General features: G+C 54.4%; 19 protein-coding genes. 9 read left to right on the top strand and 10 right to left on the bottom strand.

Annotated elements, in window-relative coordinates; genetic code table 11:
- Window positions 1-6: 6 nt before the first annotated feature.
- The 6 genes from BXY66_RS16455 to BXY66_RS16430 all read right to left on the bottom strand — a co-directional run bounded on the left by BXY66_RS16455 (window position 7) and on the right by BXY66_RS16430 (window position 6,597).
- Window positions 7-489, bottom strand: a complete 483-nt coding sequence (locus BXY66_RS16455) for a DUF2165 family protein (RefSeq protein WP_132861474.1) — start codon at window positions 487-489, stop codon at window positions 7-9.
- Window positions 490-552: 63 nt separating this feature from the next.
- Entirely contained in the window at window positions 553-2,214 is a 1,662-nt protein-coding gene (locus tag BXY66_RS16450; RefSeq protein ID WP_132861473.1) for an ABC transporter substrate-binding protein, read from the bottom strand.
- A gap of 87 nt (window positions 2,215-2,301) precedes the next feature.
- Window positions 2,302-3,186 (bottom strand): TauD/TfdA dioxygenase family protein, encoded by an 885-nt coding sequence (locus tag BXY66_RS16445; RefSeq protein WP_132861472.1) that lies wholly within the window; start codon window positions 3,184-3,186, stop codon window positions 2,302-2,304.
- Window positions 3,179-4,600 carry an FAD-binding oxidoreductase gene (locus BXY66_RS16440; RefSeq protein ID WP_132861471.1) on the bottom strand — a complete coding sequence of 474 codons (1,422 nt, stop codon included), beginning with the start codon at window positions 4,598-4,600 and terminating at the stop codon, window positions 3,179-3,181. Before BXY66_RS16440 ends, BXY66_RS16445 begins: the two co-directional genes overlap by 8 nt.
- Window positions 4,597-5,805, bottom strand: a complete 1,209-nt coding sequence (locus BXY66_RS16435) for an amidohydrolase family protein (protein ID WP_243694407.1) — start codon at window positions 5,803-5,805, stop codon at window positions 4,597-4,599. Before BXY66_RS16435 ends, BXY66_RS16440 begins: the two co-directional genes overlap by 4 nt.
- A 12-nt stretch (window positions 5,806-5,817) precedes the next feature.
- Window positions 5,818-6,597: a creatininase family protein gene (locus BXY66_RS16430; protein WP_132861469.1), complete on the bottom strand. Its 780-nt coding sequence runs from the start codon at window positions 6,595-6,597 to the stop codon at window positions 5,818-5,820.
- Between the two features lie 165 nt (window positions 6,598-6,762).
- On the opposite strand from BXY66_RS16430, the gene BXY66_RS16425 reads away from it, so the two are divergent.
- The 6 genes from BXY66_RS16425 to BXY66_RS16400 all read left to right on the top strand — a co-directional run bounded on the left by BXY66_RS16425 (window position 6,763) and on the right by BXY66_RS16400 (window position 13,343).
- The gene (locus BXY66_RS16425) at window positions 6,763-7,152 is read left to right on the top strand and encodes a RidA family protein (RefSeq protein WP_132861468.1); all 390 of its coding nucleotides are present in this window, start codon (window positions 6,763-6,765) and stop codon (window positions 7,150-7,152) included.
- A gap of 69 nt (window positions 7,153-7,221) precedes the next feature.
- The gene (locus BXY66_RS16420; protein WP_165929222.1) at window positions 7,222-8,274 is read left to right on the top strand and encodes a glycosyltransferase family 2 protein; all 1,053 of its coding nucleotides are present in this window, start codon (window positions 7,222-7,224) and stop codon (window positions 8,272-8,274) included.
- A gap of 31 nt (window positions 8,275-8,305) precedes the next feature.
- Window positions 8,306-10,564, top strand: coding sequence for a glycosyltransferase family 2 protein (locus BXY66_RS16415; protein ID WP_132861466.1), 2,259 nt, complete (start codon window positions 8,306-8,308; stop codon window positions 10,562-10,564).
- Window positions 10,565-10,650: 86 nt separating this feature from the next.
- Window positions 10,651-11,658 carry a hypothetical protein gene (locus BXY66_RS16410; protein WP_132861465.1) on the top strand — a complete coding sequence of 336 codons (1,008 nt, stop codon included), beginning with the start codon at window positions 10,651-10,653 and terminating at the stop codon, window positions 11,656-11,658.
- A gap of 3 nt (window positions 11,659-11,661) precedes the next feature.
- A complete protein-coding gene (locus BXY66_RS16405) occupies window positions 11,662-12,423 on the top strand; it encodes a sulfotransferase family 2 domain-containing protein (protein WP_132861464.1) in 762 nt (253 codons plus the stop codon).
- Complete coding sequence (locus BXY66_RS16400; RefSeq protein WP_132861463.1) at window positions 12,423-13,343, top strand: phosphoadenosine phosphosulfate reductase; 921 nt, start codon at window positions 12,423-12,425, stop codon at window positions 13,341-13,343. Before BXY66_RS16405 ends, BXY66_RS16400 begins: the two co-directional genes overlap by 1 nt.
- Here BXY66_RS16400 and BXY66_RS16395 read toward each other — a convergent pair whose 3' ends face one another.
- From BXY66_RS16395 to BXY66_RS16380, 4 genes are all read right to left on the bottom strand, one after another.
- Window positions 13,344-14,360, bottom strand: coding sequence for a LacI family DNA-binding transcriptional regulator (locus BXY66_RS16395; protein ID WP_132861462.1), 1,017 nt, complete (start codon window positions 14,358-14,360; stop codon window positions 13,344-13,346).
- A gap of 87 nt (window positions 14,361-14,447) precedes the next feature.
- Window positions 14,448-16,007, bottom strand: coding sequence for a DUF427 domain-containing protein (locus BXY66_RS16390; protein WP_132861461.1), 1,560 nt, complete (start codon window positions 16,005-16,007; stop codon window positions 14,448-14,450).
- A gap of 106 nt (window positions 16,008-16,113) precedes the next feature.
- Complete coding sequence (locus BXY66_RS16385; protein ID WP_132861460.1) at window positions 16,114-16,818, bottom strand: winged helix-turn-helix domain-containing protein; 705 nt, start codon at window positions 16,816-16,818, stop codon at window positions 16,114-16,116.
- A complete protein-coding gene (locus tag BXY66_RS16380; protein WP_132861459.1) occupies window positions 16,790-17,092 on the bottom strand; it encodes a hypothetical protein in 303 nt (100 codons plus the stop codon). The genes BXY66_RS16385 and BXY66_RS16380 overlap by 29 nt, the downstream gene beginning before the upstream one ends.
- A 176-nt stretch (window positions 17,093-17,268) precedes the next feature.
- On the opposite strand from BXY66_RS16380, the gene BXY66_RS16375 reads away from it, so the two are divergent.
- The 3 genes from BXY66_RS16375 (at window position 17,269) to BXY66_RS16365 (ending at window position 19,662) form a co-directional block, all read left to right on the top strand.
- Window positions 17,269-17,715, top strand: a complete 447-nt coding sequence (locus tag BXY66_RS16375; RefSeq protein ID WP_132861458.1) for a hypothetical protein — start codon at window positions 17,269-17,271, stop codon at window positions 17,713-17,715.
- Window positions 17,716-17,822: 107 nt separating this feature from the next.
- On the top strand, window positions 17,823-18,440 hold the full coding sequence (locus tag BXY66_RS16370; RefSeq protein WP_132861457.1) for a ribonuclease HII: 618 nt from the start codon (window positions 17,823-17,825) through the stop codon (window positions 18,438-18,440).
- A gap of 106 nt (window positions 18,441-18,546) precedes the next feature.
- Window positions 18,547-19,662, top strand: coding sequence for a site-specific DNA-methyltransferase (locus BXY66_RS16365; RefSeq protein ID WP_132861456.1), 1,116 nt, complete (start codon window positions 18,547-18,549; stop codon window positions 19,660-19,662).
- Window positions 19,663-19,694 lie beyond the last annotated feature (32 nt).

The following is a 19,694-nucleotide window of genomic DNA, read 5'->3' as shown; positions in this document are numbered from 1 at the left end:
GAACCGTCAAAGGTTCAGCAAGATCATATTGCCGAGGCCCCAGAGCAGCAGTTGAAAATGCGTGTTCTGTGCGCCTTCGTGGCAGAACCAATAGCTGAAATGATTGCCAACCACGGTGAACATTGCCCAGACGCCGGTAAACATAAGAGCGCCCATCAATGCGGCCCCGCGTGCCATTGAAGGCAGAGCGATACCAAGGGTAGCCAAAGCAAGAAGAATAACGCCGACCCACATGACCACTACGGTTGTTACCTCGGCGGCGACGATCAAGCGGAACAGTCCCTTCTGCCATGCTCGGTTATGGATGGCTCTGTGCGCAACCCGGGCATATTCCTCAGGATAATCTTCTTTCATCCGCTCCATTGTGAGAACCTGTGCGGTGAACACTTCGTTGACCGGCGGATAAAGTATATTGTCCCGCACGCCAGTCGTCAGCCAGAGCGTTGGCAACAGGAGCGAGACTGTTTGCGCAAAGAGCAGCATGTCCATTGTGGTTCCCCATCATAAAAACGGGCCGCCCGAAGGCGGCCCGAGTTCCGTGCGCTGACCGGATCAGGTCCAGTGCAGCTTGGCTGGGTGGATCTCGAACGAGATGTGGTGAGCACCACCTTCGAGGCCTTCAACCGTGTGGTTGTAGAGCGAACGCCAGTAAGGCTGAATGGTGACAGCGTCTTCTTGGAGCATCGCCTCACCTTTTGCCATCAGCTCGCGACGTTTCTCGATGTCGGCTGTTGCCAGCGCCATCTCAAGGTTCGCGTCGAACTCGGGGTTAGAGTATCCGAACTCGTTCCAAGCTTCGCCGGAACGATAGGCAAGCGCCCAAATCTGAACGCCGAGGGGGCGGTGGTTCCAGTTGGTGGAGCTAAATGGATACTTCGCCCAGTCATTCCAGAAGGTGGAACCTGGCAGGATGGTCCGCTTGACGTTGAAACCAGCGTCGCGCAGCTGAGCCGCGACAGCGTCGGTTGTATTCTTGCGCCATGCATCGTCAATCGAGATGATTTCCATCTCGAAATCGCCCATGCCTGCTTCGTCCAGAAGCGCCTTTGCGCCAGCCGGATCATGCTTGAGAGCGGGCAGAGGTGCGTATTCCGGATGCATCGGACCAACGTGGTGGTTTTCTGCGACCTGGCCTCGGCCGTCGTATCCGAGTTCCAGCAGAACGTTGTTGTCTACCGCCATCGCGATTGCTTTGCGGACTTTGGGGTCTGCATATGGCTGTTTTCCGTCGACTTCTGCCAGTTGGTTCGGGCGGATGACGATGGTCGCTGCGGTCACAATCTCGTTTTCTACCCAGCCATCAAGCGACGACACGAGGTCGATGAACTCGCCGTCCACGGAATAGAGCATGTCGACTTCCTCAGACTCCGCAGCGGCAACCCATGCCGCAGGATCGGTGCCGTAGTCGATGTACTCGATGGACTCCATCCAAGCGCCGTTACCGGCGTTCCACCATGTGTGCCCGTCGTTGCGCTTGAGAACAGCTTTGACACCGACCTCGAGGCTTTCAGGCAGGTATGGACCTGTACCAACAGGGTTGGACAGCATGTCGTCCGGGTTGTGCGAGCTGTGCACGATTGCGGCTGGATAGTCGGCCATTCCCGGAATCAGCGAGATGTCCGGCTTCGGCAGGTTCAGCTTTACGGTATGGCTGTCGACCACTTCGATGCCGCCGTCGACCGCCTTGCCAGTGGCTTCGTCGATAAGCGTCGCGAAACGTCCGGCCATCGAGTTGCCTTCAACTTCTTTTTCACACCAACCGGCGATGTTGCGCGCAACGTCCTCTGCGGTGAAGTCGTCGCCATTGTTCCACTTCACACCCTTACGGACGTTAAGAGTATAGGTCTTCGCATCTTCGGAAATCTCCCAGCTTTCCAGAAGCCCAGGACCAAAGGTCCCATCGCGGCCATAGTCTACGAGATACTCAAGCCAGCCGCGCGAGAAGTTGGCGATCTGCGACCAGTCATAGGTGCGCGGGTCTTTGAGGGCGCGCACTTCCATTTGGATGCGCACGGTGCCTCCGTCTTTGGCGTGCCCGTCCGCATAGGCGGGTGCCGCCATGCCCAGCATGCCATAAGCGGTGGCTGCGGTCGCGCCAAAGGCGCTTGCAAGCGCGAGGAATTCGCGGCGGTTCACTTCGTCCTCGCCCACCTTGTGGGCCTGGTCGACGATAACCTTTGGCATCGGCTTGCCAGTACGTGTCTTAAAGGTCATTTGCTTCCTCTCTGTTGTAGTCGGGTACTCCCGGGATGCAGACGTTGCTGCGCTTGTTTTGGCGAGCAGTGGTAACCCGCCGGTTTGTTATTCCTTGGGTCGCATCTCATTCAGCCCGTCTTCGGGGCCTATGGAGACGCAGAGGCTGGTCAGTTTTCGAGGTTCATGCCACGGCCAGGGCGTTCCCCTGTGCATAACGGCGCGTTGGTCCCAGATCAGAACGTCCCCCTCTTGCCAGCGGTGGCTGTAGGTGAAGCGATCCTGCGTGCAAAACGCAGTCAGCTCTTCCAGCAGCGTCTGGCTTTCCTCCTTAGTATAGCCTTCCACGGCGTAAGCGTGCGAGGCAATATATAAACTTTCCGTGTGGTTAAGCGGATTCGTCAAGACCGCTTTCCATTTTTGTGCTGGCCATTTGTGGAACATGGGTAGCTTTGCGAGTGTCTCTGAAATCTTCGCGCGGGAGGTGGCATAGTGGTGCCAGATAGCCCGGCCGCGGATCTTCTCTGCGAGTTTCTCAGGCATCTCGCGCCAAGCTGCTCGCGTAGAGGCAAGTTCGGTGGCGCCGCCACTGGACGTCACAACGCGACCCACAAGAATGTTGGTCAGCGCCGGTACGGGCATGAAGGTGCTGTCTGAGTGCCAGAGCATGTTAGATTGTAGGTTGAGCGTGTGCAGGTCCATCTGGTCCGTTACCGACCCGTCCTGTCGAATATTCGACACTTCGGGCACCTGGAAGGCTTCGTCGGGTTTTCGTTCGTCGGCATTGCGATCTTCGATTCTCCCGAACAGACGTGCCAAAGCCATATGTTGTTCGTCACTCAGGGACTGACCGCGAAACAGCAACGCAGAGTGCTCCTCGAAGAGTGCGCGTATCTCGGGGTACAGTGAATTGGCTTTCACGTCGGCAAGCTGGAGGTCGTGAATCTCAACGCCGAACTCGGGTGAAAGCGGTGATGTGTCGAAGTTAGACATCGGCATCCTCCGGAATGAGTTCTTCGATCTGCTCTGGACTCAAGTGTGCGACGTTTTTCCACTCGCGCGATTTGGCAGAGTTCAATAGCCCCTTTGGATCCATCCGCTTTTTCCAAGCGAGATGACGGTAATCGGCGTTCTTTAGGCCTCCGCCTTCGACCATACAGATGTGGGCATCGTAGACCGCGAAACCATCCTTCTCGTAGATCGCTTCAATTTCCCGCAAGCGGGGTTCGTCGGTGAACCAGATTATCGGAAGATCAAAAGACACAATCTCTTTGTTGAGAAGCGCGAATTCGTGGTGCATCCAAACGTCATCGCCCAGTTTTGGAGCGAGCGCCGCGACTTTGGCAGGGTCTGGCGGCGTGGGCACTCCGACTTGAAGGTAAGTGGCAGACCGGTCGGCCTTGAGCACTTGAAGTGTGGTGTGGTTATAGGAGAATTCAAACACATGGGGCAGTTTGGCGGCCGCGAGCTCTGCTTCGCTCATCGCGAGGTCGACCGATCCTGATTGCATGGCAACCAACGACCGGTATGCATCAAGATCTTCGCGCGGCACCAAGGAGACCATCAGGTGTTTCTCCGGGCGAATGTGCCCCTCCAGTTTTGGAAAGTAAGCACAGATGCGCGCATCCACCGTCGAAACAAGTTTGCGGCCAACTTCAGCACTTTGTGCGAGAGCATAACCTGCCGAAAAGCACTCCTCATAACTGTCGAAAGTCGCCATACAGCCGATCCAGTCACGGTGTGGCACAGTGCGTAACGTCACCTCTGTGATCACGCCATTGAGACCCCAAGCATGGTGCATGTGGTTGATGGCATCTCCTTCGAAAAGGTGTTCCTCGGGAGCAGCAGTGACAGACATGGCACGCAAGGACAGGATATTTCCGGGGTCACGCAACATGCCGTTTGCGACAGAGCCTATGCCAGAGCTTCCACCGCCTACAAAACCACCGATTGTCGCTATGTCCTGAGTGGAAGGGAAAATCGCAAGCTCCCATCCTTTGGCGTTCAAGGCCTCGTTCACTTCCTTGATGTTGGCGCCAGCCTGAACGGTAACAAAGCCATCTCCGATGTCGAGAATGTCGCTAAACGCCGTCATGTCCAAAATGAGTCCGCCGTCCATCGGAACGGCCTGGCCATAGTTTCCGGTTCCGCCACCGCGAATAGTAATCGGCGCGTCAAAAGCATGCGCCACGCGCAAACACTGCGCGATTTCATCAATAGATTGGGGCAACGCCACCAAATCACCAAAACTGCGCTTCAGTTGTGCATTCAAAATCGGTGAATACCAGAAGAAGTCGCGGGAACGGCGTTTTACCGTCGAGGTTTCTGAAATGGTTTCCACTGGATCAAGGGCGCAGGCGAAAGCCTCCCAATCGATAACAGTCTTGCCGGATAAGGATGTGTTCATCGTGTCAGCTCCTTTAGAAGCGTGGTTGCGGGCCTGTGCGCTGCGCCGCTGACAAGGATTGAAAGATCGCTCGCATCTGCGATCCGGAATTCGGAAAGTGGGGCGTCTTGGAGTGACGGTGAGGACAGGCCGATGGCGTCGCCTGCGGTCGTCGTGATTGCCGGAAGCCAGAGGTCAAGCGGTGGATCCAAGTGACTGGCCAGGACGGCGAGTTCTAAAGCGCGCACGGGATCGTGGCGTCCGACGGGACAAAACGCGTCGCGCACGTTGTCTGTTCCGATCACCACTTGGACGCCCATGTCTCGCAGTTCATTTATCGGAGTTATGCCGCGCGCCGCCGGAACAGATCCGGCGCGCCCTTGGAGGTATAGGTTCGTCGTTGGGAGCGAGACGATGAAAATGCCAGCTCGAGCGAGTTTGTCGATGATACGTTTTCTGACCTCGTCGGGTTGAGAGGCGAGACTGACGGCGTGACCACAAAGAATTGGACCTTTGTGACCGGTTTCCAACGCAATGTCGGCAATGATTTCCAGCCCATTGCTTGACGGATCAGTTGTTTCGTCAACGTGGAAGTCGAGGGCGAGGCCCCTATCCGCAGCCGTTTTGAAGGCGTTCAATATGCCTTCGCGCGTTCTTGTGTGGTTCAGCACAAAACTGCCGAGGGCGTGGCCGGAGGGGATCTGTTTTGAGACCTTCGACGCAAAGGCAGGATCGGCGAGTTGGTCAATTCCAGTAAGCGCGGCAAGCTGTAGATGCAGTTTGGTGTCTTGGGCCATCTCAAGAAAAACTGACCATGCCAGCGGAGCGGAAGATTCTTGCCCCCAGTCAACGTGCGAACGGATGGCCTTGCATCCCGCCGAAGAAGCTTCAGTCAGGCCGCGTGTTGCGCGGGTGCGCAGATCTTCTTCCGTCCAGTTATCTTTATCGGCGCGCTGAGCCTCTAGCGCTGCAGATAGATCGCCTCCGGTGAATTGCATGCGGTCAATTGTGTGACACTTGTCCAAATGGGCGTGGGACTCGACCGGAGCCGGAAACAACAGCTTGGTCGCAGATGTAGAGTCGCCGCGTATTAGGCCGCCGATCCGATCACCCTTCAGCAAGAGCGTACCGACAAGGCAGTCGCTGTGGCATTCACCTACAAAACCGCGCAGTCCTTCGGCAAGCGAGCACGGAATTGCGACATCAGGAACGAGTTGAGTGGCCATGGCTTTCATGACCTACGCCGCCGGATCAAACTTCGAGAAGTCACGCAGGAAGCTGGCAAAACCTTGCGCTGCAGAATCAAGAAGCGCGTGGCCCTTGGCAGTGGTCGCGGCCGCGGCATCGCCACAGGCGCCGAAATCATTGAGGTCGTCGATGACCCAGCCCGGTCTCATGGCTTGTCCAGTGAGTCCGATCCACGACCCGTTTTCCTGCCAATCTCGACTTTTGGAACGGAAGTTCCGAGCCTGTGCCATGTCGACCAGATGAGGTTTCGCAGCCAGCATTGGACTGGTTTCGCTGTCGCCTCCGTGCTGGTCATGGCTAAGATCACCTGAGTCCATAATGCCGTTCCACTGGGCGAACCCGAACCAGCTTCCGTGCGCGGTAATCAAGCCATGAGTGATGCGCAACTCGCGACAAGCAATTTCCAGAACGGCGGTGTTTCCGCCGTGGCCGTTGAGCATGCACAACCTATTCACGCCAGCACGCGCAACGCTCGCGCCAATATCGTCAAGCGTTGCGAGTAGGGTGCGGGCAGAAACGCTCAATGTGCCAGGGTGCTTGGCATGCTCATTGCTTTTGGTGATCTGTAGTGCCGGGAGGATCAGCGCGTTGGTGTCTTTGCTCCAAAGCGGCAAGCTTCGATCCAAAACGGCCGCTACAAGGTCACTGTCGACCGAGACCGGCAGGTGAGGTCCATGTTGCTCCGTTGCGCCCAATGGGAGAACGGCGACTGTATCTTCAGGAAGGTTGCCAAAGTCGGGCGCCTTCAGATCGGCCCAATATCCCTGCATTTCGGCTCCTCGCGGTTTGGGGAACGCAAGAGGCCAAAACGACAAAAGCCACGCGCGTTCACCGAGGTGAATGACGTGGCCCTACAGCTGTGCCAGAGTTGCCATTATCATTGCAAAGCTGCAGGACAGGTGCAAGGTGTTGCGTAAACTCCAAGGAGAATAGCCGTGAAACCGCTCAATCCTGACAGCATTGCCGCCCCCTTCGCGCGCTACTCACATGGCGTAGAAGTTCCCGTGGGCCATCGTTTGGTTCGCACATCCGGTCAGCTTGGACTGGCTGCAGACGGATCAATTCCAGAGGGGGCAGAAGCCCAAGCAGAGATTTGTTTTGCGAACATAAGGCATATTCTGGCTGAAGCCGATATGAACTCCGATGACGTGGTTCACGTGTCAGCTTATGTGACGGAGCGAGTTCACATGGCCGGCTACATGGCGGCGCGCGATACCTTTCTTGCCAAACGCGACACTTTGCCGAGTTCGACCCTTGTAATTGTGTCCGGCTTCACCCGTCCTGAATTCGTGGTTGAAGTAGAGGTTTGGGCTTCGGCGCCATGATGCTGCAAGGGTGACGGGTGCGATATCCCTGTGGTATCGTTCGAAAAAAACACCAAGAGGGCAGAGTATTTGCGCATTCTCAGCGTCACATCGGTTCGCAATGAGGGACCTTATCTGCTTGAATGGATTGCCCATCACAAAGCAGCAGGTGTTTCGGATTTTTTGATCTATTCAAACGACTGCGACGACGGCACCCACGAACTTCTTAACGCGTTGGCCGCCGAAGGGGTCGTGACCCACGTTCCGCATGTTCCGGAAAAAGCCAAATCCATACAGTGGCAAGCCCTTCGCGCAGCGTGGAAACACCCTTTAAGAAAAGAAGCAGACTGGATTTTGGTGAGTGATGTTGATGAGTTCATCAATATCCACGCAAAAGGCCATACAATTCCGGACTTGATCGAAAGGTTGCCAAAGGACGCGGATGCCATCGTTTTACCGTGGCGCTTGTTCGGGAACAACGGTGTGTCAGGTATCGATGCTCTTCCGGTAACGGAGCAGTTCACTCGGGCGATCCCCGCGGACGCGCAGTATCCGATCGCGGCGAGCCTATTTAAGATGCTGTTTCGTGCGAAGGGGCCGTTCAACCAGTTTGGCGTCCACCGACCAAAACAAAAACCACGCGATAAGGCGCGTCTGCCAAAGATCTTCAACGGATCAGGCGAGGCTATGCATCCGTTTCTTGCAGATCACCCACAGCGACTGTCGTTGTGGCAACTGGGCGTCGCCCGTGACTTGGTCGAACTCAATCACTATGCCATTCGCTCCGCTGCCGGCTTTATTGTGAAACGCGACCGTGGATTGCCCAATCGAGCCACCAAAAAAGTCGATCTGGCGTATTGGGTAGAGCGAAACTTCAACACGATTGAGGACTGTAGTATTTCAAACATGTCCGCTGCGACAAAAGCGGCAACTGAAGAATTGATGCGTTTACCTGATGTGGAGGAGCTCCATGTTAAGGCACTGAAGTGGCACCGTGCACGGTTTGAGGAGTTGATCAAACAGCCCGAAAATCAAGAGCTTATGTCACAAGTTCTCTGCGCAGGAAGTTCCGAAGTTCCGAGCCCTCAATTGCAGAAAATGTTGGTTCGATGGTATCAAGTTGCCAACAAAGAAAATTCATAAGGCCTCTGAAGGGGCCGAGCAGGTCGAAAAAATGAGCAAACCCGCGTTTTTCAGACGCCAGATTTCGCATTCTGCAGTAGGGCAAGCTACGCTTTTGGCGTGTCTCGATACGGCACCGGGCCAAGCCATGGCCTTTTTCAAAACTGGAGTGGAAACTGACCGCTTTGCGCAGGTCGATGGCTGCAAACTCTCGGTGATGCGCAGCGTAGGCAACGGCGCTATCGCCCATTTGGAAGACTTTGAAACAGTGCCAGGGTTGGCAATTGACGGTCAGAGCCAAGACTTGCCTCTAACAAAAACCGAGCTGGATCTGTTTGAGGGACTCAATTGCTTTTTGGCGGTTCGCAACGGAGAGAGCGCCGAAAGTACGCTAACTTGGCTTGAGGTGCATGCCAGAAGCCAAGACCTGCAAGCGGCATTGATAATCGACCGCGCCAAGCCTGGCGATGACGAAGGGTACGTTGATGCTGTCGAAGCAGGGGTGGGCTCTATCAGAGGACTCAAGACTGTTGTCGTTTTGCGGGCCGATGTGCCCCTTGGCCAGAATGACTTGCCGCCTGAACAGCACCCGTTCAATGCACCTGATGCGCCAGGCAAGGACCGGATGGATATTCCGGATCCAGAGCCGTGGTCTTCGCCGCTTGGAGAGCTGCAGTTATTTGAATTGATGCGCTACTGGTTCCTGGCGAAAGCGCGTGCTGTGGCGCTCTTGGATATCTCGGATGTTTTAAGCGATGAAAAAGGCAAGGGTGTCAAAGGCAAGACAGTGTTTGACAAGGCGGAGAAATCGACAACGGGGTCAATCAATCTGGTTGGGCTGCACTGTTACCCTTGGCGCGTGCGAAACGATGATGAGGTCAGCTTTGGTGACCATATCTGTGTGCAGTTTGACGCCACCCAGGCTCGTCGTCGGTGGTGTGTGGCGCCTGCCAAAGCCAAGCCAGATGCCGTCTGGCGGCTGATCCGAGTGGTTGGAACGCGTCCTGCGAATGATGAGTGGGTCAAATTTTTCCGCTTCATGGGGCTGCGCCACCCGGCAGACACCGTATCTCAGATTGTGCCGAAAACATCGCTTATTGAAGATACCGAACTGTTGAAGATGTCGCGAAAGGTGTTTGAACATAAGCCTCTGCGCATGCCAGAGCTGGATGCACCAGAGGTTAATCTTGATAACAATGAAGTTGCGATCATCACCTGCATGAAAAATGAAGGCCCTTTCATTCTAGAGTGGTTGGCCTATCACCGTGCGATCGGCGTAAGCCGGTTCATTGTTTACACAAACGATTGCAACGACGGGACCGACAGTTTCCTGGATCTGCTGCAGGAAAAGGGCATCGTGCAGCATCGTGACAACCCTTTCAAAGGCACAGGTCTCAAGCCGCAGCATGCGGCTCTTCAAGCTGGTGAAAAAGAACCCATCATCAAGGACGCCGATTGGGTGATTTCGATGGACGTGGATGAGTTCATCAACATCAAAACGGGCGATGGTACTTTAAAAGCCTTATTCGAGGCTGTGCCGAACGCGAACTTGATTTCCTGCACGTGGCGTTTGTTTGGAAATTCAGACGTACATGAATACGTGGACGAACCGCTCACGGCACAATTCACTCGCTGTGCATTGGAGCAAACCCGCAAACCACACCAAGCTTGGGGTTTCAAAACCCTTTATCGCAATATTGGTTTGTTCAAGAAGCTCGGCGTACACCGACCAAAGGGACTCAACCCCCAACTCTGGTCCCACATCAATTGGGTCAATGGGTCAGGGAACCCGCTGCCGCGCGACATGTATCGCAATGCGTGGCGATCAACAACTTCGACGATCGGGTACGACCTAGTGCAACTCAACCATTATGCTGTGCGATCTGCGGAGAGCTTCCTAGTGAAGAGAGATCGCGGGCGTGTGAACCATGTCGATCGCGATCAAGGCATGGCGTATTGGTTCCGCATGAACAACAACGTCGACGAAGACACATCGATTCAGCGAATGATCCCTGCAATGCAGGCTGAGATGAACCGATTGCTGGCTGATCCCGAGATTGCGGAGGCACACGCATTTTCCGTGGATAAACATCGCGCAAAAATCGACGCGCTTAAGCAAACTTCAAACTATGCCCAGTTCTATGATGATCTGACGAGTGCGCGTCAGGAGCGTTTGGCCCGAATGCATCCTTATTTCGGTGCAAATGTGTTCCTCGCCGGGCCGGAAGTGATCCCGGATTGGGTTTGGGAACGCGAAGATCTCCCGGAAGATTTTTTCTTTACGGTGGAGAAGCAAGAAACGGCGCATTAACCGCGCGGCGTTAGATTTGAAATTCGGAGACAATGGCCTGATGTTGGGCTAAACTGTTCTCAAATAAAGAACAAAGGTGAGGCAAGATGGCCGGGCTTCCTGAAATTGCATCGTTGTGGATCGGCGGACGACTGTCATGGTTGGAGCAGTTGTGCCTGAAGTCTTTTGCCGATATGGGACATCACACCACGCTTTATAGCTACGAGGAAATCCCGAATATTCCCGAAGGTGTTCACGCAGCAGATGCCGCCGAGATTTTTCCGGGTGAGCCCATGCACCGCCACGTGCGAACCGGCAGTCCTGCGATCCACGCGGACCTATGGCGGCTGAATATGCTTGCCAAGACTGACAAGATCTGGGTCGACGCAGACATTTATTGCTACCGTCCGTTCAACTTCACCCGCAAAACAGTTTTTGGCTGGGAGAAAGACGGACTGGTGTGCAATGCGGTTCTTGGTCTGCCAAAAACCTCCCGCGCCTTGAAAGGTATGCTGGAGTTCTTTGAGGACGAGTATGCGATTGGCCCTTGGTTGAAACCCTGGCAACAAAAAGAGCTTCAGGCTGAAAAGGATGCGGGAAAACCCGTGCATATGACTGCCCAGAACTGGGGCTTCACAGGGCCGGCCGCAGTAACATGGTTTCTGAAAGAGTCCGGCGAAATCAAATATGCTGAACCAGTAGAGGCTTTCTACCCTGTTTCCTTTAAAGACAGGAACAAGATGTTCCAAAGCAAGTTTGACATTGAAAAGGATTGGCTGACGGAAGACACCAAGGCTGTGCACTTTTGGGCGCGCCGTATGAAGCCGCGTCTGCAAGAGGCCGAGAACAATCGCCCACGCCGTGGTTCGTTCATGGACGTAGTTATGAAGAAGCATGACATTGATCCTGATGCGGCACCGATCCCCGCCAAGAAAATCACGCACAAAGCACCCGTGAATGATCCGGAATTCCGTGCCAAGATCGCAATTGAATCTCTAAAGGGCGAAGCCTCCGTCGAGAAGATCTCCCGCGATTTTCTCGTAGACAAACAGTTCATCAAGGATTGCCGAGCCAAGTTGATCGCGGCAGCGCCAAGCCTATTCCAAGAGGGATAAGCGATGGATCATCGTCCTCGAATTCTCGACAACTATCTGCACACCAAACATTTCTTGCAATTGGTGAACGTGCCGGTGTTTGGAACGCCTTTTCTGTATATGAAAAACCATAAAGCGGCCTGTACCACAGTGCTCGCAACGCTCATGGATCATCTGATCAAGTTGCGCGGCGACGGTGGCGAGACCATCGATATGACCAGCGTACATACGCCGCCCAAGTCGCTTTTGCTGACGGGACCTCGCGGGCTGACAATGGAGCGGGTGATGGAAGCTTTGGCTGATCGGCAAGTATTTCGTTTCACCATAGTGCGTGAACCTGTCGCCAGAACAGTGTCGTCCTTTTCCGACAAGATTGTGAAAGGGGAGAAGCAAAAGGCCAAGTTGATGCGTCATCTGAAACGGCCGGTAGATGACGAGATTTCACTATCCGAGTTTCTGGACATTATGGCTCATGACGAAGCGGCGAGGGACATTGATCGTCACTGGCGCAGCCAGCGCAAGGAGGTGTCCTATGATTTCATCAATTACGATTTCGTAGGCGATATGGCCGACTTGAACGGCGCAATGAGCCACGTGGTCAAGACGATCTTTGGTGTGGACACGCCTGAACTTCAGGACACCCGGAAATCCCTTGGTCATAAATCAGCCAGTGCGGAAATGATCGAAGCGATGACGTCTAAAGACAGGCGGAATATTGAAACCGCTTTTGGCGAGGACTTCGAAATGTATGAGGACGTGCGCCAACGGCTCGCGCGGGCTGCGTGATGGTGGAGGTCGCAACGGCAGAACCTACGCAGCACGAATGGCGGGCGAATCTCGAAAAGGTTGGCGCAGCTCAAGGTTTTTACGAAGCGCTAGGCGATGAGCATACGGCCCTGTTTGTGGAACGCGGCAAAACTTTGATCGTAACCTTCGAGAACCTAGATCACGTGTACGAACGCGGTGAAGATCGCATGCCCTGGGGGTATGATTTTGTCACTTCCCGAGGCTGGTCAATGCTGGGATTGATGGCGCATGACTGGACTTGGTACCGAGATGACGCCGTGCACGATTTCTTTGATCGCCTGAGAGAAGAGGGTTTTTTTTCGCGGTTTGACAAAGTGATTTTTTATGGTGCTTCGATGGGTGCTTATGCGGCTTCAGTGTTTTCGGCTGCGGCGCCTGGAGCTACGGTGATTTGTATTTCGCCTCAAGCCACGCTTGATCGAGAGATTGCCAGCTGGGAAACAAGGTACCGAAAAGCGTGGCGCCGCAACTTCCATAGCCGGTATGCATACGGGCCCGAGATGGTTCAATCTGCAGAAGCTGTACATGTTTTTTATGATCCGCGTGCGCCCTTGGATGCGATGCACGCCGCGCTATTTCGGGGAGAAAACGTCACGAAGTATCGTTGCCGGTTTATGGGGCACCGAATTGCGTCACTATGGCTGTTGATGGGTGTCCTCAAACCGGTGATCGAAGGTTGTGTGGCAGGGACAATGACGCAAGCAGAGTTCTATACCCTATTGCGTCGCCGCAGAGAGATCGGACGGTTTCAGAAGGAAATGCTTGCGGCGTTGGAAAAGGCAGATCGGCCCAAGTTAATCAAACGCTACTGTGAAGCTGTGCTGGCTCGACGTGGCGCACCCGTGTTCAGAAAAGCTTTGCGTGCGGCGGACGCGCGCATCGCCAAGTTCAAAAACTGATCACTTTCGAAGCAGGGTATCGCCAAAGCTGATCTTTGGAGTCAGTGTGACTGCTTTGTCAGTTTCCTCGTTGTTGACCCGGGCAGCGATGATTTCGGCAGCTTTCACTCCGATCTCCCGCCGGCACGCATCCATCGTTGCCAATTGACGTGGCAAACCCTGTAACAACTCAACGCCGTTAAAGCCGGCCAGACCGATTTGGCCAGGTACGTCGATCCCTTTCTCCAAAAGGTAAAGGAGCCCTCCCGCGCCGATCATGTCGTTAGAGTAGTAGATGAAATCAATGTCCGGGCTGCGTTCCAGAACGGCTTTTGTCATTTCGCGACCTTTGGCGAGCGCGGATCCACCGGAGTAAAACTCACGTTCTGCGACCTCTACACCAGACTTGGCTAGAGTTTCGGTGAAACCTTCGAACCGCTTGCGTGCGCGATGGTCCAAAGGCATTTTGGTGCCAAGGAAGGCTATTTTCTTATAGCCAGCTTCGAGGATTGATGCGGCCATCACGCGCCCGGCGCGTCTGTGCGAGATGCCCACCATCGAGTCTACTGCCTCTCCGTCGGCGTCCATGATCTCGACAACGGGAATGCCGCTTGCGTTCAACATAGCACGTGCTGCTTCTGTGTGCTCGAGCCCTGCGATGATCACACCTGAAGGACGCCAGGATAGCATTTCGTAAAGAACTTTCTCTTCTTTTTCAGGCAGGTAGTCTGTGACACCGACCACAGGTTGGAGTTCGGTGTCTTCAAGAACCTGGCTTACACCAGCAAGAACTTCCGGGAAGACCATGTTGGAAAGAGACGGGATGATGACGGCAACCAGGTTGACCCGTTGGCTTGCCAAAGCGCCTGCGATCTTGTTGGGGACGTATCCAAGTTCCTTAGCTGCGGTGAGGACTTTTTCTCGCGTCGTTGCGGAAACATCACCGCGATTGCGCAGCACGCGGCTTACGGTCATTTCCGACACGCCCGAGGCTTCGGATACATCGCGAAGGGTCAAGGAACGGTTGTTTTGTGTCATTGATTATTTTCCCGCTGATCTGCCTGTGATGCTAGCGTGAACATCTCAGGCTGTTCAAGCGGTTAGGGAGCAGTTTAAGCTCATGGATCAGGCTTTTGGTACTCCGGCGCTGACAGCGTAGCTTTCGACGGGCTGGGATACGTTGTGAAGCGACACTGGCCCAAGCGGAATACAATCGTTGCACTGATCTGCCAGATCTTGGGAAACGACGATGCGGTGTCCGACCTTTTTTCCGTAATCCCCGAGGCGTGCCGCAACGTTCGCTGGCTGCCCGATTACGGTGAAGTCTAGTCGCTCCTGTGAACCGACATTTCCATAAGTTACTGTTCCGTGGCTCACGCCAATGGAACACTCGATACGCTTTGTGCCTTCGGCCGCTTGTCTGTCCAATTCGGCAACTATTCCCTTGCTGGCTGCTATGGCGTTTGTGCAGCCCTCGATCCCTTTCTCCCCATCGGGAAACACTGCGAGCACCGCGTCTCCAATGAACTTCAAAACTTCGCCGCCGTTTTCATGCACCACACCGGAAGCTGTTTCGAAGAACCCGTTCAACAAATCGATGTAATCATCCCGACCAAGTTTTTCCTCCAGCCGAGTTGACCCTCTCAGGTCGCAGAACATGATTGCGGCATCGATTTCATCGCCATCGCCACGTCGGATTTCCCCGCCTAAAACGCGCGCGCCGGAGCGTCTTCCGACATAGGTTTCCAGCAATGACTGCGCATTTTCCTTTTGGGTGAAGACTTCGAAAAAACGGCTAATGACGCTGGAGACTTCGAATGTTAGCCCGAGGTTCGCGGTTGTGAACCCGTCAGGGTGATCGCTTGTCAGCGTCAGCACATTGACTTGGCCGTTCGAAAAAAAGAGTGGCATGGCGACATAATCTGTAGCTCCTTCTTCCTTGAGGTCCTTCATGATGGGGAATTGCATGTGCTCTTCCGCAACGTCCAGTTTTTGTCTTACGCCTCCCAGTCCTTTGGACACGTGGCTCAGCGGGGAATTCTTGAAGCTGGGATGGTCGTATAGCTCATACGAAGGGGCGAAGGTCGTGATGTCCTCGACACCACGCTTCCAGATGTAGTTTTTCCCAGCGATCAGAGGATGCAATGACCAGATCATTGCGGACATGCGTGAGATGGCGATTCCGCTTTCGAGCATTTTCCCAGCTAGGGCACGTAGGAAGTCTTCAGGAGTGTTCTCAAATGCCGCACCACGCATCAGCCAATCAACGAGCGGCCCGCTAATATTTCCGTCGCCACCCGGATCGAGAGTGACTCCACCGAGATCGATGTCAGTATAGCTGTCGGCCATGAAACCGATGTAGCCGTTTATGCCGCGGCTTTCCGGTAGCGCATCATCATACGACCAAATGCCGTTCTCGACCGTTTCATCGCTGAGAAGCAAATTTCGATATCGCGCGGTGCCCTTGAAGGGGCAGAAGGTTTTTAGAGCTGTTTGGTCTGAAAGAGCCACCAGAACATCTTCAATCGGGAGGTATATCTGGGGCTTGAGGCGTGTTTCGTACATGACTTTTGCCCGAGTGCTATCCGCCAGCACAGTACCGTTGCGAAGAATTCGTACGCGTCCGTCTATGGGTTCGATGTCAATGCCGTAGCCTGACGCCGTATTGAAACGGGACCCTTCCATTGGGCGACCCTCCCTTATCTCTTGGTGCGTTATGTGAGGTCTGCGTCGATGGAATCCAAGCCCGACCGGCTGTAAGACCGGTGAAACGCCGTGGCTCAAAATTGGATCATAGAACCCGAATTACATCCTTGTCGATGGCAAGCATGTAGCCTTTTCGGGCAATGTTTTTCACCAGCAGCTCGCTTACCATCTGGTTTCCCAGACTGTCGCGAAGGCGTTTGATCCGCGTCGCTCCCGCGGCTTCTTCACAGTCGGCAGCAGGTTTGCCGGAAATCATGGCCTCTATCTCTATTCCGGAAATCACATCATCATCCAACCGGGCTTCTGCAAGGACCGACAATGTTTCCATGGCCGCATCGGTGAGTTTAAATCCCATATTGTTGAGATAGACCGTTTTTTCGTCGCGGCTCACGATCAGGGAGTTCACCTGAATCCCTGCGCGTTCAATCTGTGCCATCCGCCGGTTCATCATGACCAGCGCAACCAGAAACACTAAGGCTGCAACAAGCATAGCGGCGGCAAATACCAGAAGAACAAGGATCACCAATCTGTAGCTTGCCAATGTGTCGGCGAAGGCAGTTCCGGATTGCGCAAGGATTTCCAGAAGTCTGATTTCTGCCTGACCAGTGAGTGAATCGTTTTCCAGAAACAACTGCTCAACACGTGCGTTGAAGGCGTTGGCGTCTGGCAACGTCGCGATCAGCAAAACCGTGGCGATCAGCAAAATGACCACGATTGCGCCGATACCGATGCCCACGATCCGGCCACTGTTGCGCCGCGATTCAGAAGCGGAGGTAAAATTGCCCTGCACTGGCTTCCTTTCCCGAGAGTTGGGTTTTGTCAAAAACAGAGAGTACATTTAGCAACTTCCAGCCATCTTTGGCGATACGCGCTTTGATCTCGGTTCTGGCGGACGCTTTATCGCAGCCGGAATTCAGTGCGATTACACCGTAGTGCAGACGCAAGGGGTTGTCCTTTTTGGCCTTGTAGTCTGCGTAACACTCTGCGGCCGCAGCCGGACTGGCGATTGAAATTGCGAGGCCGACAACCGCAATGCGCGTGATTTGAGAAAGCGAATAAGACATGAGGTGAAAGTGCGCCGAAATTGCCTGTTATTCAATAACCGCAAGCGCGTTTCACTCGGTTATCACATAACAAGCCACTGATATTGAGCGATTTTTGAAAGCCCGGCGAATGTTGGCTCGTCACCGGCGCACAAAGCGCCACCTATCGAGCACATACATGACAGGAAGGACACAAAATGACCTCCAAGCACTTCATCGGAACAATCCTCGGGCTGGCAATGGCTGTTACCGGAATTTCAGCGATGCCAGCGCGCGCTCTGAGCAATGACGATCTTGCCAAACTTCTTTTTGGAGCTACGGCTCTGGTGATCATCGGAAATGCAGTCGCCAGCGACAATGATCGCGATCCGGGAAACGTGACACAGCCTCGCTCGAAAAATGTTCGTCGCAACGTGCCTCCCAGCCGGGTTTTTTTGCCGCGCCGCTGTTCCCGCGACTTCACGCTTCGGAATGGACGAATTGTTCAAGCATACGGAGAGGGTTGCCTGAACCAGGCGCGGGTTAACAAGGCTCGGTTGCCGCAAGCTTGCAGGTTCAATGGCATCAACCAACACGGAGCACGGATCTCCGGATACAAGACTGGCTGTCTCCAGCGCCGCGGGTATCCGGTAAGCTGGCGGTAAACCGTCGAGCAAAGCCGACGTAGATCGGCACAAGGGGCCGGAGTGCTGACGGTGGTACTCCGGCTTTTTCTATTGCGCACGCTTCGGATGCGTGCTTGTGAAACTGTATGAGCTCTCCAGATTTTTCACTCGAACGAACGGCCTTTTCCAAAGGCGCCACACTTGTTGCAGGTGTTGACGAGGTGGGGCGCGGACCGCTTGCCGGACCCGTGACTGCTGCGGCTGTGATCCTGAATCCGCAGAACATTCCAGCTGGACTGAACGACTCCAAGAAGCTGTCTGCAAAAAAGCGCACTGAGATGGCCACGGAAATAAGGTCGGTGGCTCAGGTCTCTGTGGCGCACGCGTCGGTCGCGGAAATTGACGAGCATAACATTCTGCGTGCCAGCCACATTGCGATGGAGCGCGCCGTGGCCGCATTGGATCCGGCGCCAGACTATTTGCTGATTGACGGGAATCTTATTCCCAAAGGGTTGACGATTACGTCAGAGGCGGTGGTCAAAGGCGATGCTCGTTCGGTGTCGATCTCAGCTGCTTCGATAGTGGCAAAAACTGTACGCGACGAGATCATGATGGATTTAGCGCAACAGTTTCCGGGCTATGGCTGGGAGACCAATGCAGGATATCCTTCAAAAAGCCACAAAGAGGCACTCCGAAATCTTGGTGTAACCCCACATCATAGACGTTCGTTCAAGCCCGTGCACAATATCTTGTATCAAGAGTAAAATGTAAGTCGTTGATTCAAAAAAGAATTTGACGCCGAATCAGGATTGACTCATCCTAGAGGCAATCAACGAGCGCGAAAAAACTGCGCCGTGTATGAGGCAGAAAATGAAAACGATGACCAAAGCGAAGAGCGCATCCGCGCTCCCGATCAATAGCATATTGTCTGGTGACTGCATCGAGGTGATGAACAGTCTCCCAGAGAACTCGATTGACCTGATCTTTGCAGATCCGCCGTATAACCTTCAATTGAAGGGTGACCTGCATCGTCCCGACAACTCCAAAGTGGATGCCGTGGACGACGAATGGGATCAATTTTCCAGTTTTGCGGCATACGACAAGTTTACCCGCGCTTGGCTCAAGGCCGCGCGTCGCATTCTAAAACCGAACGGAGCGATTTGGGTAATCGGTAGCTATCACAACGTCTTCCGAATGGGGGCCGAACTTCAAAACCAGGGCTTCTGGATTTTGAACGATGTCGTTTGGCGCAAGTCCAACCCGATGCCTAATTTCCGCGGAAAGCGGTTTACGAACGCTCATGAGACAATGATCTGGGCGTCCAAGTCCGAAGGTGCGAAGTACACCTTCAACTATGAAGCGCTGAAAGCGTTGAACGAAGGCGTTCAGATGCGGTCAGACTGGGTACTTCCTATCTGCACTGGCCACGAACGTCTGAAAGACGATAACGGCGATAAGGCTCACCCCACGCAGAAGCCGGAGAGCCTGTTGCATCGCGTTCTGGTTGGTTCGACCAACCCGGGTGATGTGGTCCTCGATCCATTCTTTGGCACAGGCACCACCGGTGCCGTAGCCAAGATGCTTGGCCGCGAATTTATCGGTATTGAACGCGAGGAGGCTTATCGGAAGGTGGCCGAGAAGCGCATTAAATCTGTGCGCAAGTTTGACCGCGAAGCATTGCAGGTCACGGCGTCGAAACGCGCCGAGCCGCGTGTGCCATTCGGCCAACTGGTCGAGCGTGGTATGCTGCGTCCGGGAGAAGAACTCTACTCTCTCAATGGTCGTCACAAGGCAAAAGTCCGTGCTGACGGCACGCTGATCGGGGACGACATAAAAGGGTCGATCCATCAGGTCGGCGCGCACCTGGAAGGTGCGCCAAGCTGTAATGGCTGGACCTACTGGTCGTTCAAAAAGGACGGCAAAAAGGTTCCGATCGATCTGCTCCGCCAGCAGATCCGCTCAGAGATGGCCGCACGGCCCAACTGATCACTCAAGTGATACCGCCAGCGCGATCCGGC

This window comes from Shimia isoporae (assembly GCF_004346865.1).
Classification (GTDB): Bacteria; Pseudomonadota; Alphaproteobacteria; order Rhodobacterales; family Rhodobacteraceae; genus Shimia; species Shimia isoporae.
This window is presented reverse-complemented; position numbering and strand designations above follow the sequence as displayed.

Coding starts and splice junctions, on each gene's coding strand:
- BXY66_RS16455 (WP_132861474.1), bottom strand. CDS start 489: ATGGACATGCTGCTCTTTGCGCAAACAGTCTCGCTCCTGTTGCCAACG.
- BXY66_RS16450 (WP_132861473.1), bottom strand. CDS start 2,214: ATGACCTTTAAGACACGTACTGGCAAGCCGATGCCAAAGGTTATCGTC.
- BXY66_RS16445 (WP_132861472.1), bottom strand. CDS start 3,186: ATGTCTAACTTCGACACATCACCGCTTTCACCCGAGTTCGGCGTTGAG.
- BXY66_RS16440 (WP_132861471.1), bottom strand. CDS start 4,600: ATGAACACATCCTTATCCGGCAAGACTGTTATCGATTGGGAGGCTTTC.
- BXY66_RS16435 (WP_243694407.1), bottom strand. CDS start 5,805: ATGGCCACTCAACTCGTTCCTGATGTCGCAATTCCGTGCTCGCTTGCC.
- BXY66_RS16430 (WP_132861469.1), bottom strand. CDS start 6,597: ATGCAGGGATATTGGGCCGATCTGAAGGCGCCCGACTTTGGCAACCTT.
- BXY66_RS16415 (WP_132861466.1), top strand. CDS start 8,306: ATGAGCAAACCCGCGTTTTTCAGACGCCAGATTTCGCATTCTGCAGTA.
- BXY66_RS16410 (WP_132861465.1), top strand. CDS start 10,651: ATGGCCGGGCTTCCTGAAATTGCATCGTTGTGGATCGGCGGACGACTG.
- BXY66_RS16405 (WP_132861464.1), top strand. CDS start 11,662: ATGGATCATCGTCCTCGAATTCTCGACAACTATCTGCACACCAAACAT.
- BXY66_RS16400 (WP_132861463.1), top strand. CDS start 12,423: ATGGTGGAGGTCGCAACGGCAGAACCTACGCAGCACGAATGGCGGGCG.
- BXY66_RS16395 (WP_132861462.1), bottom strand. CDS start 14,360: ATGACACAAAACAACCGTTCCTTGACCCTTCGCGATGTATCCGAAGCC.
- BXY66_RS16390 (WP_132861461.1), bottom strand. CDS start 16,007: ATGGAAGGGTCCCGTTTCAATACGGCGTCAGGCTACGGCATTGACATC.
- BXY66_RS16380 (WP_132861459.1), bottom strand. CDS start 17,092: ATGTCTTATTCGCTTTCTCAAATCACGCGCATTGCGGTTGTCGGCCTC.
- BXY66_RS16375 (WP_132861458.1), top strand. CDS start 17,269: ATGACCTCCAAGCACTTCATCGGAACAATCCTCGGGCTGGCAATGGCT.
- BXY66_RS16370 (WP_132861457.1), top strand. CDS start 17,823: ATGAGCTCTCCAGATTTTTCACTCGAACGAACGGCCTTTTCCAAAGGC.
- BXY66_RS16365 (WP_132861456.1), top strand. CDS start 18,547: ATGAAAACGATGACCAAAGCGAAGAGCGCATCCGCGCTCCCGATCAAT.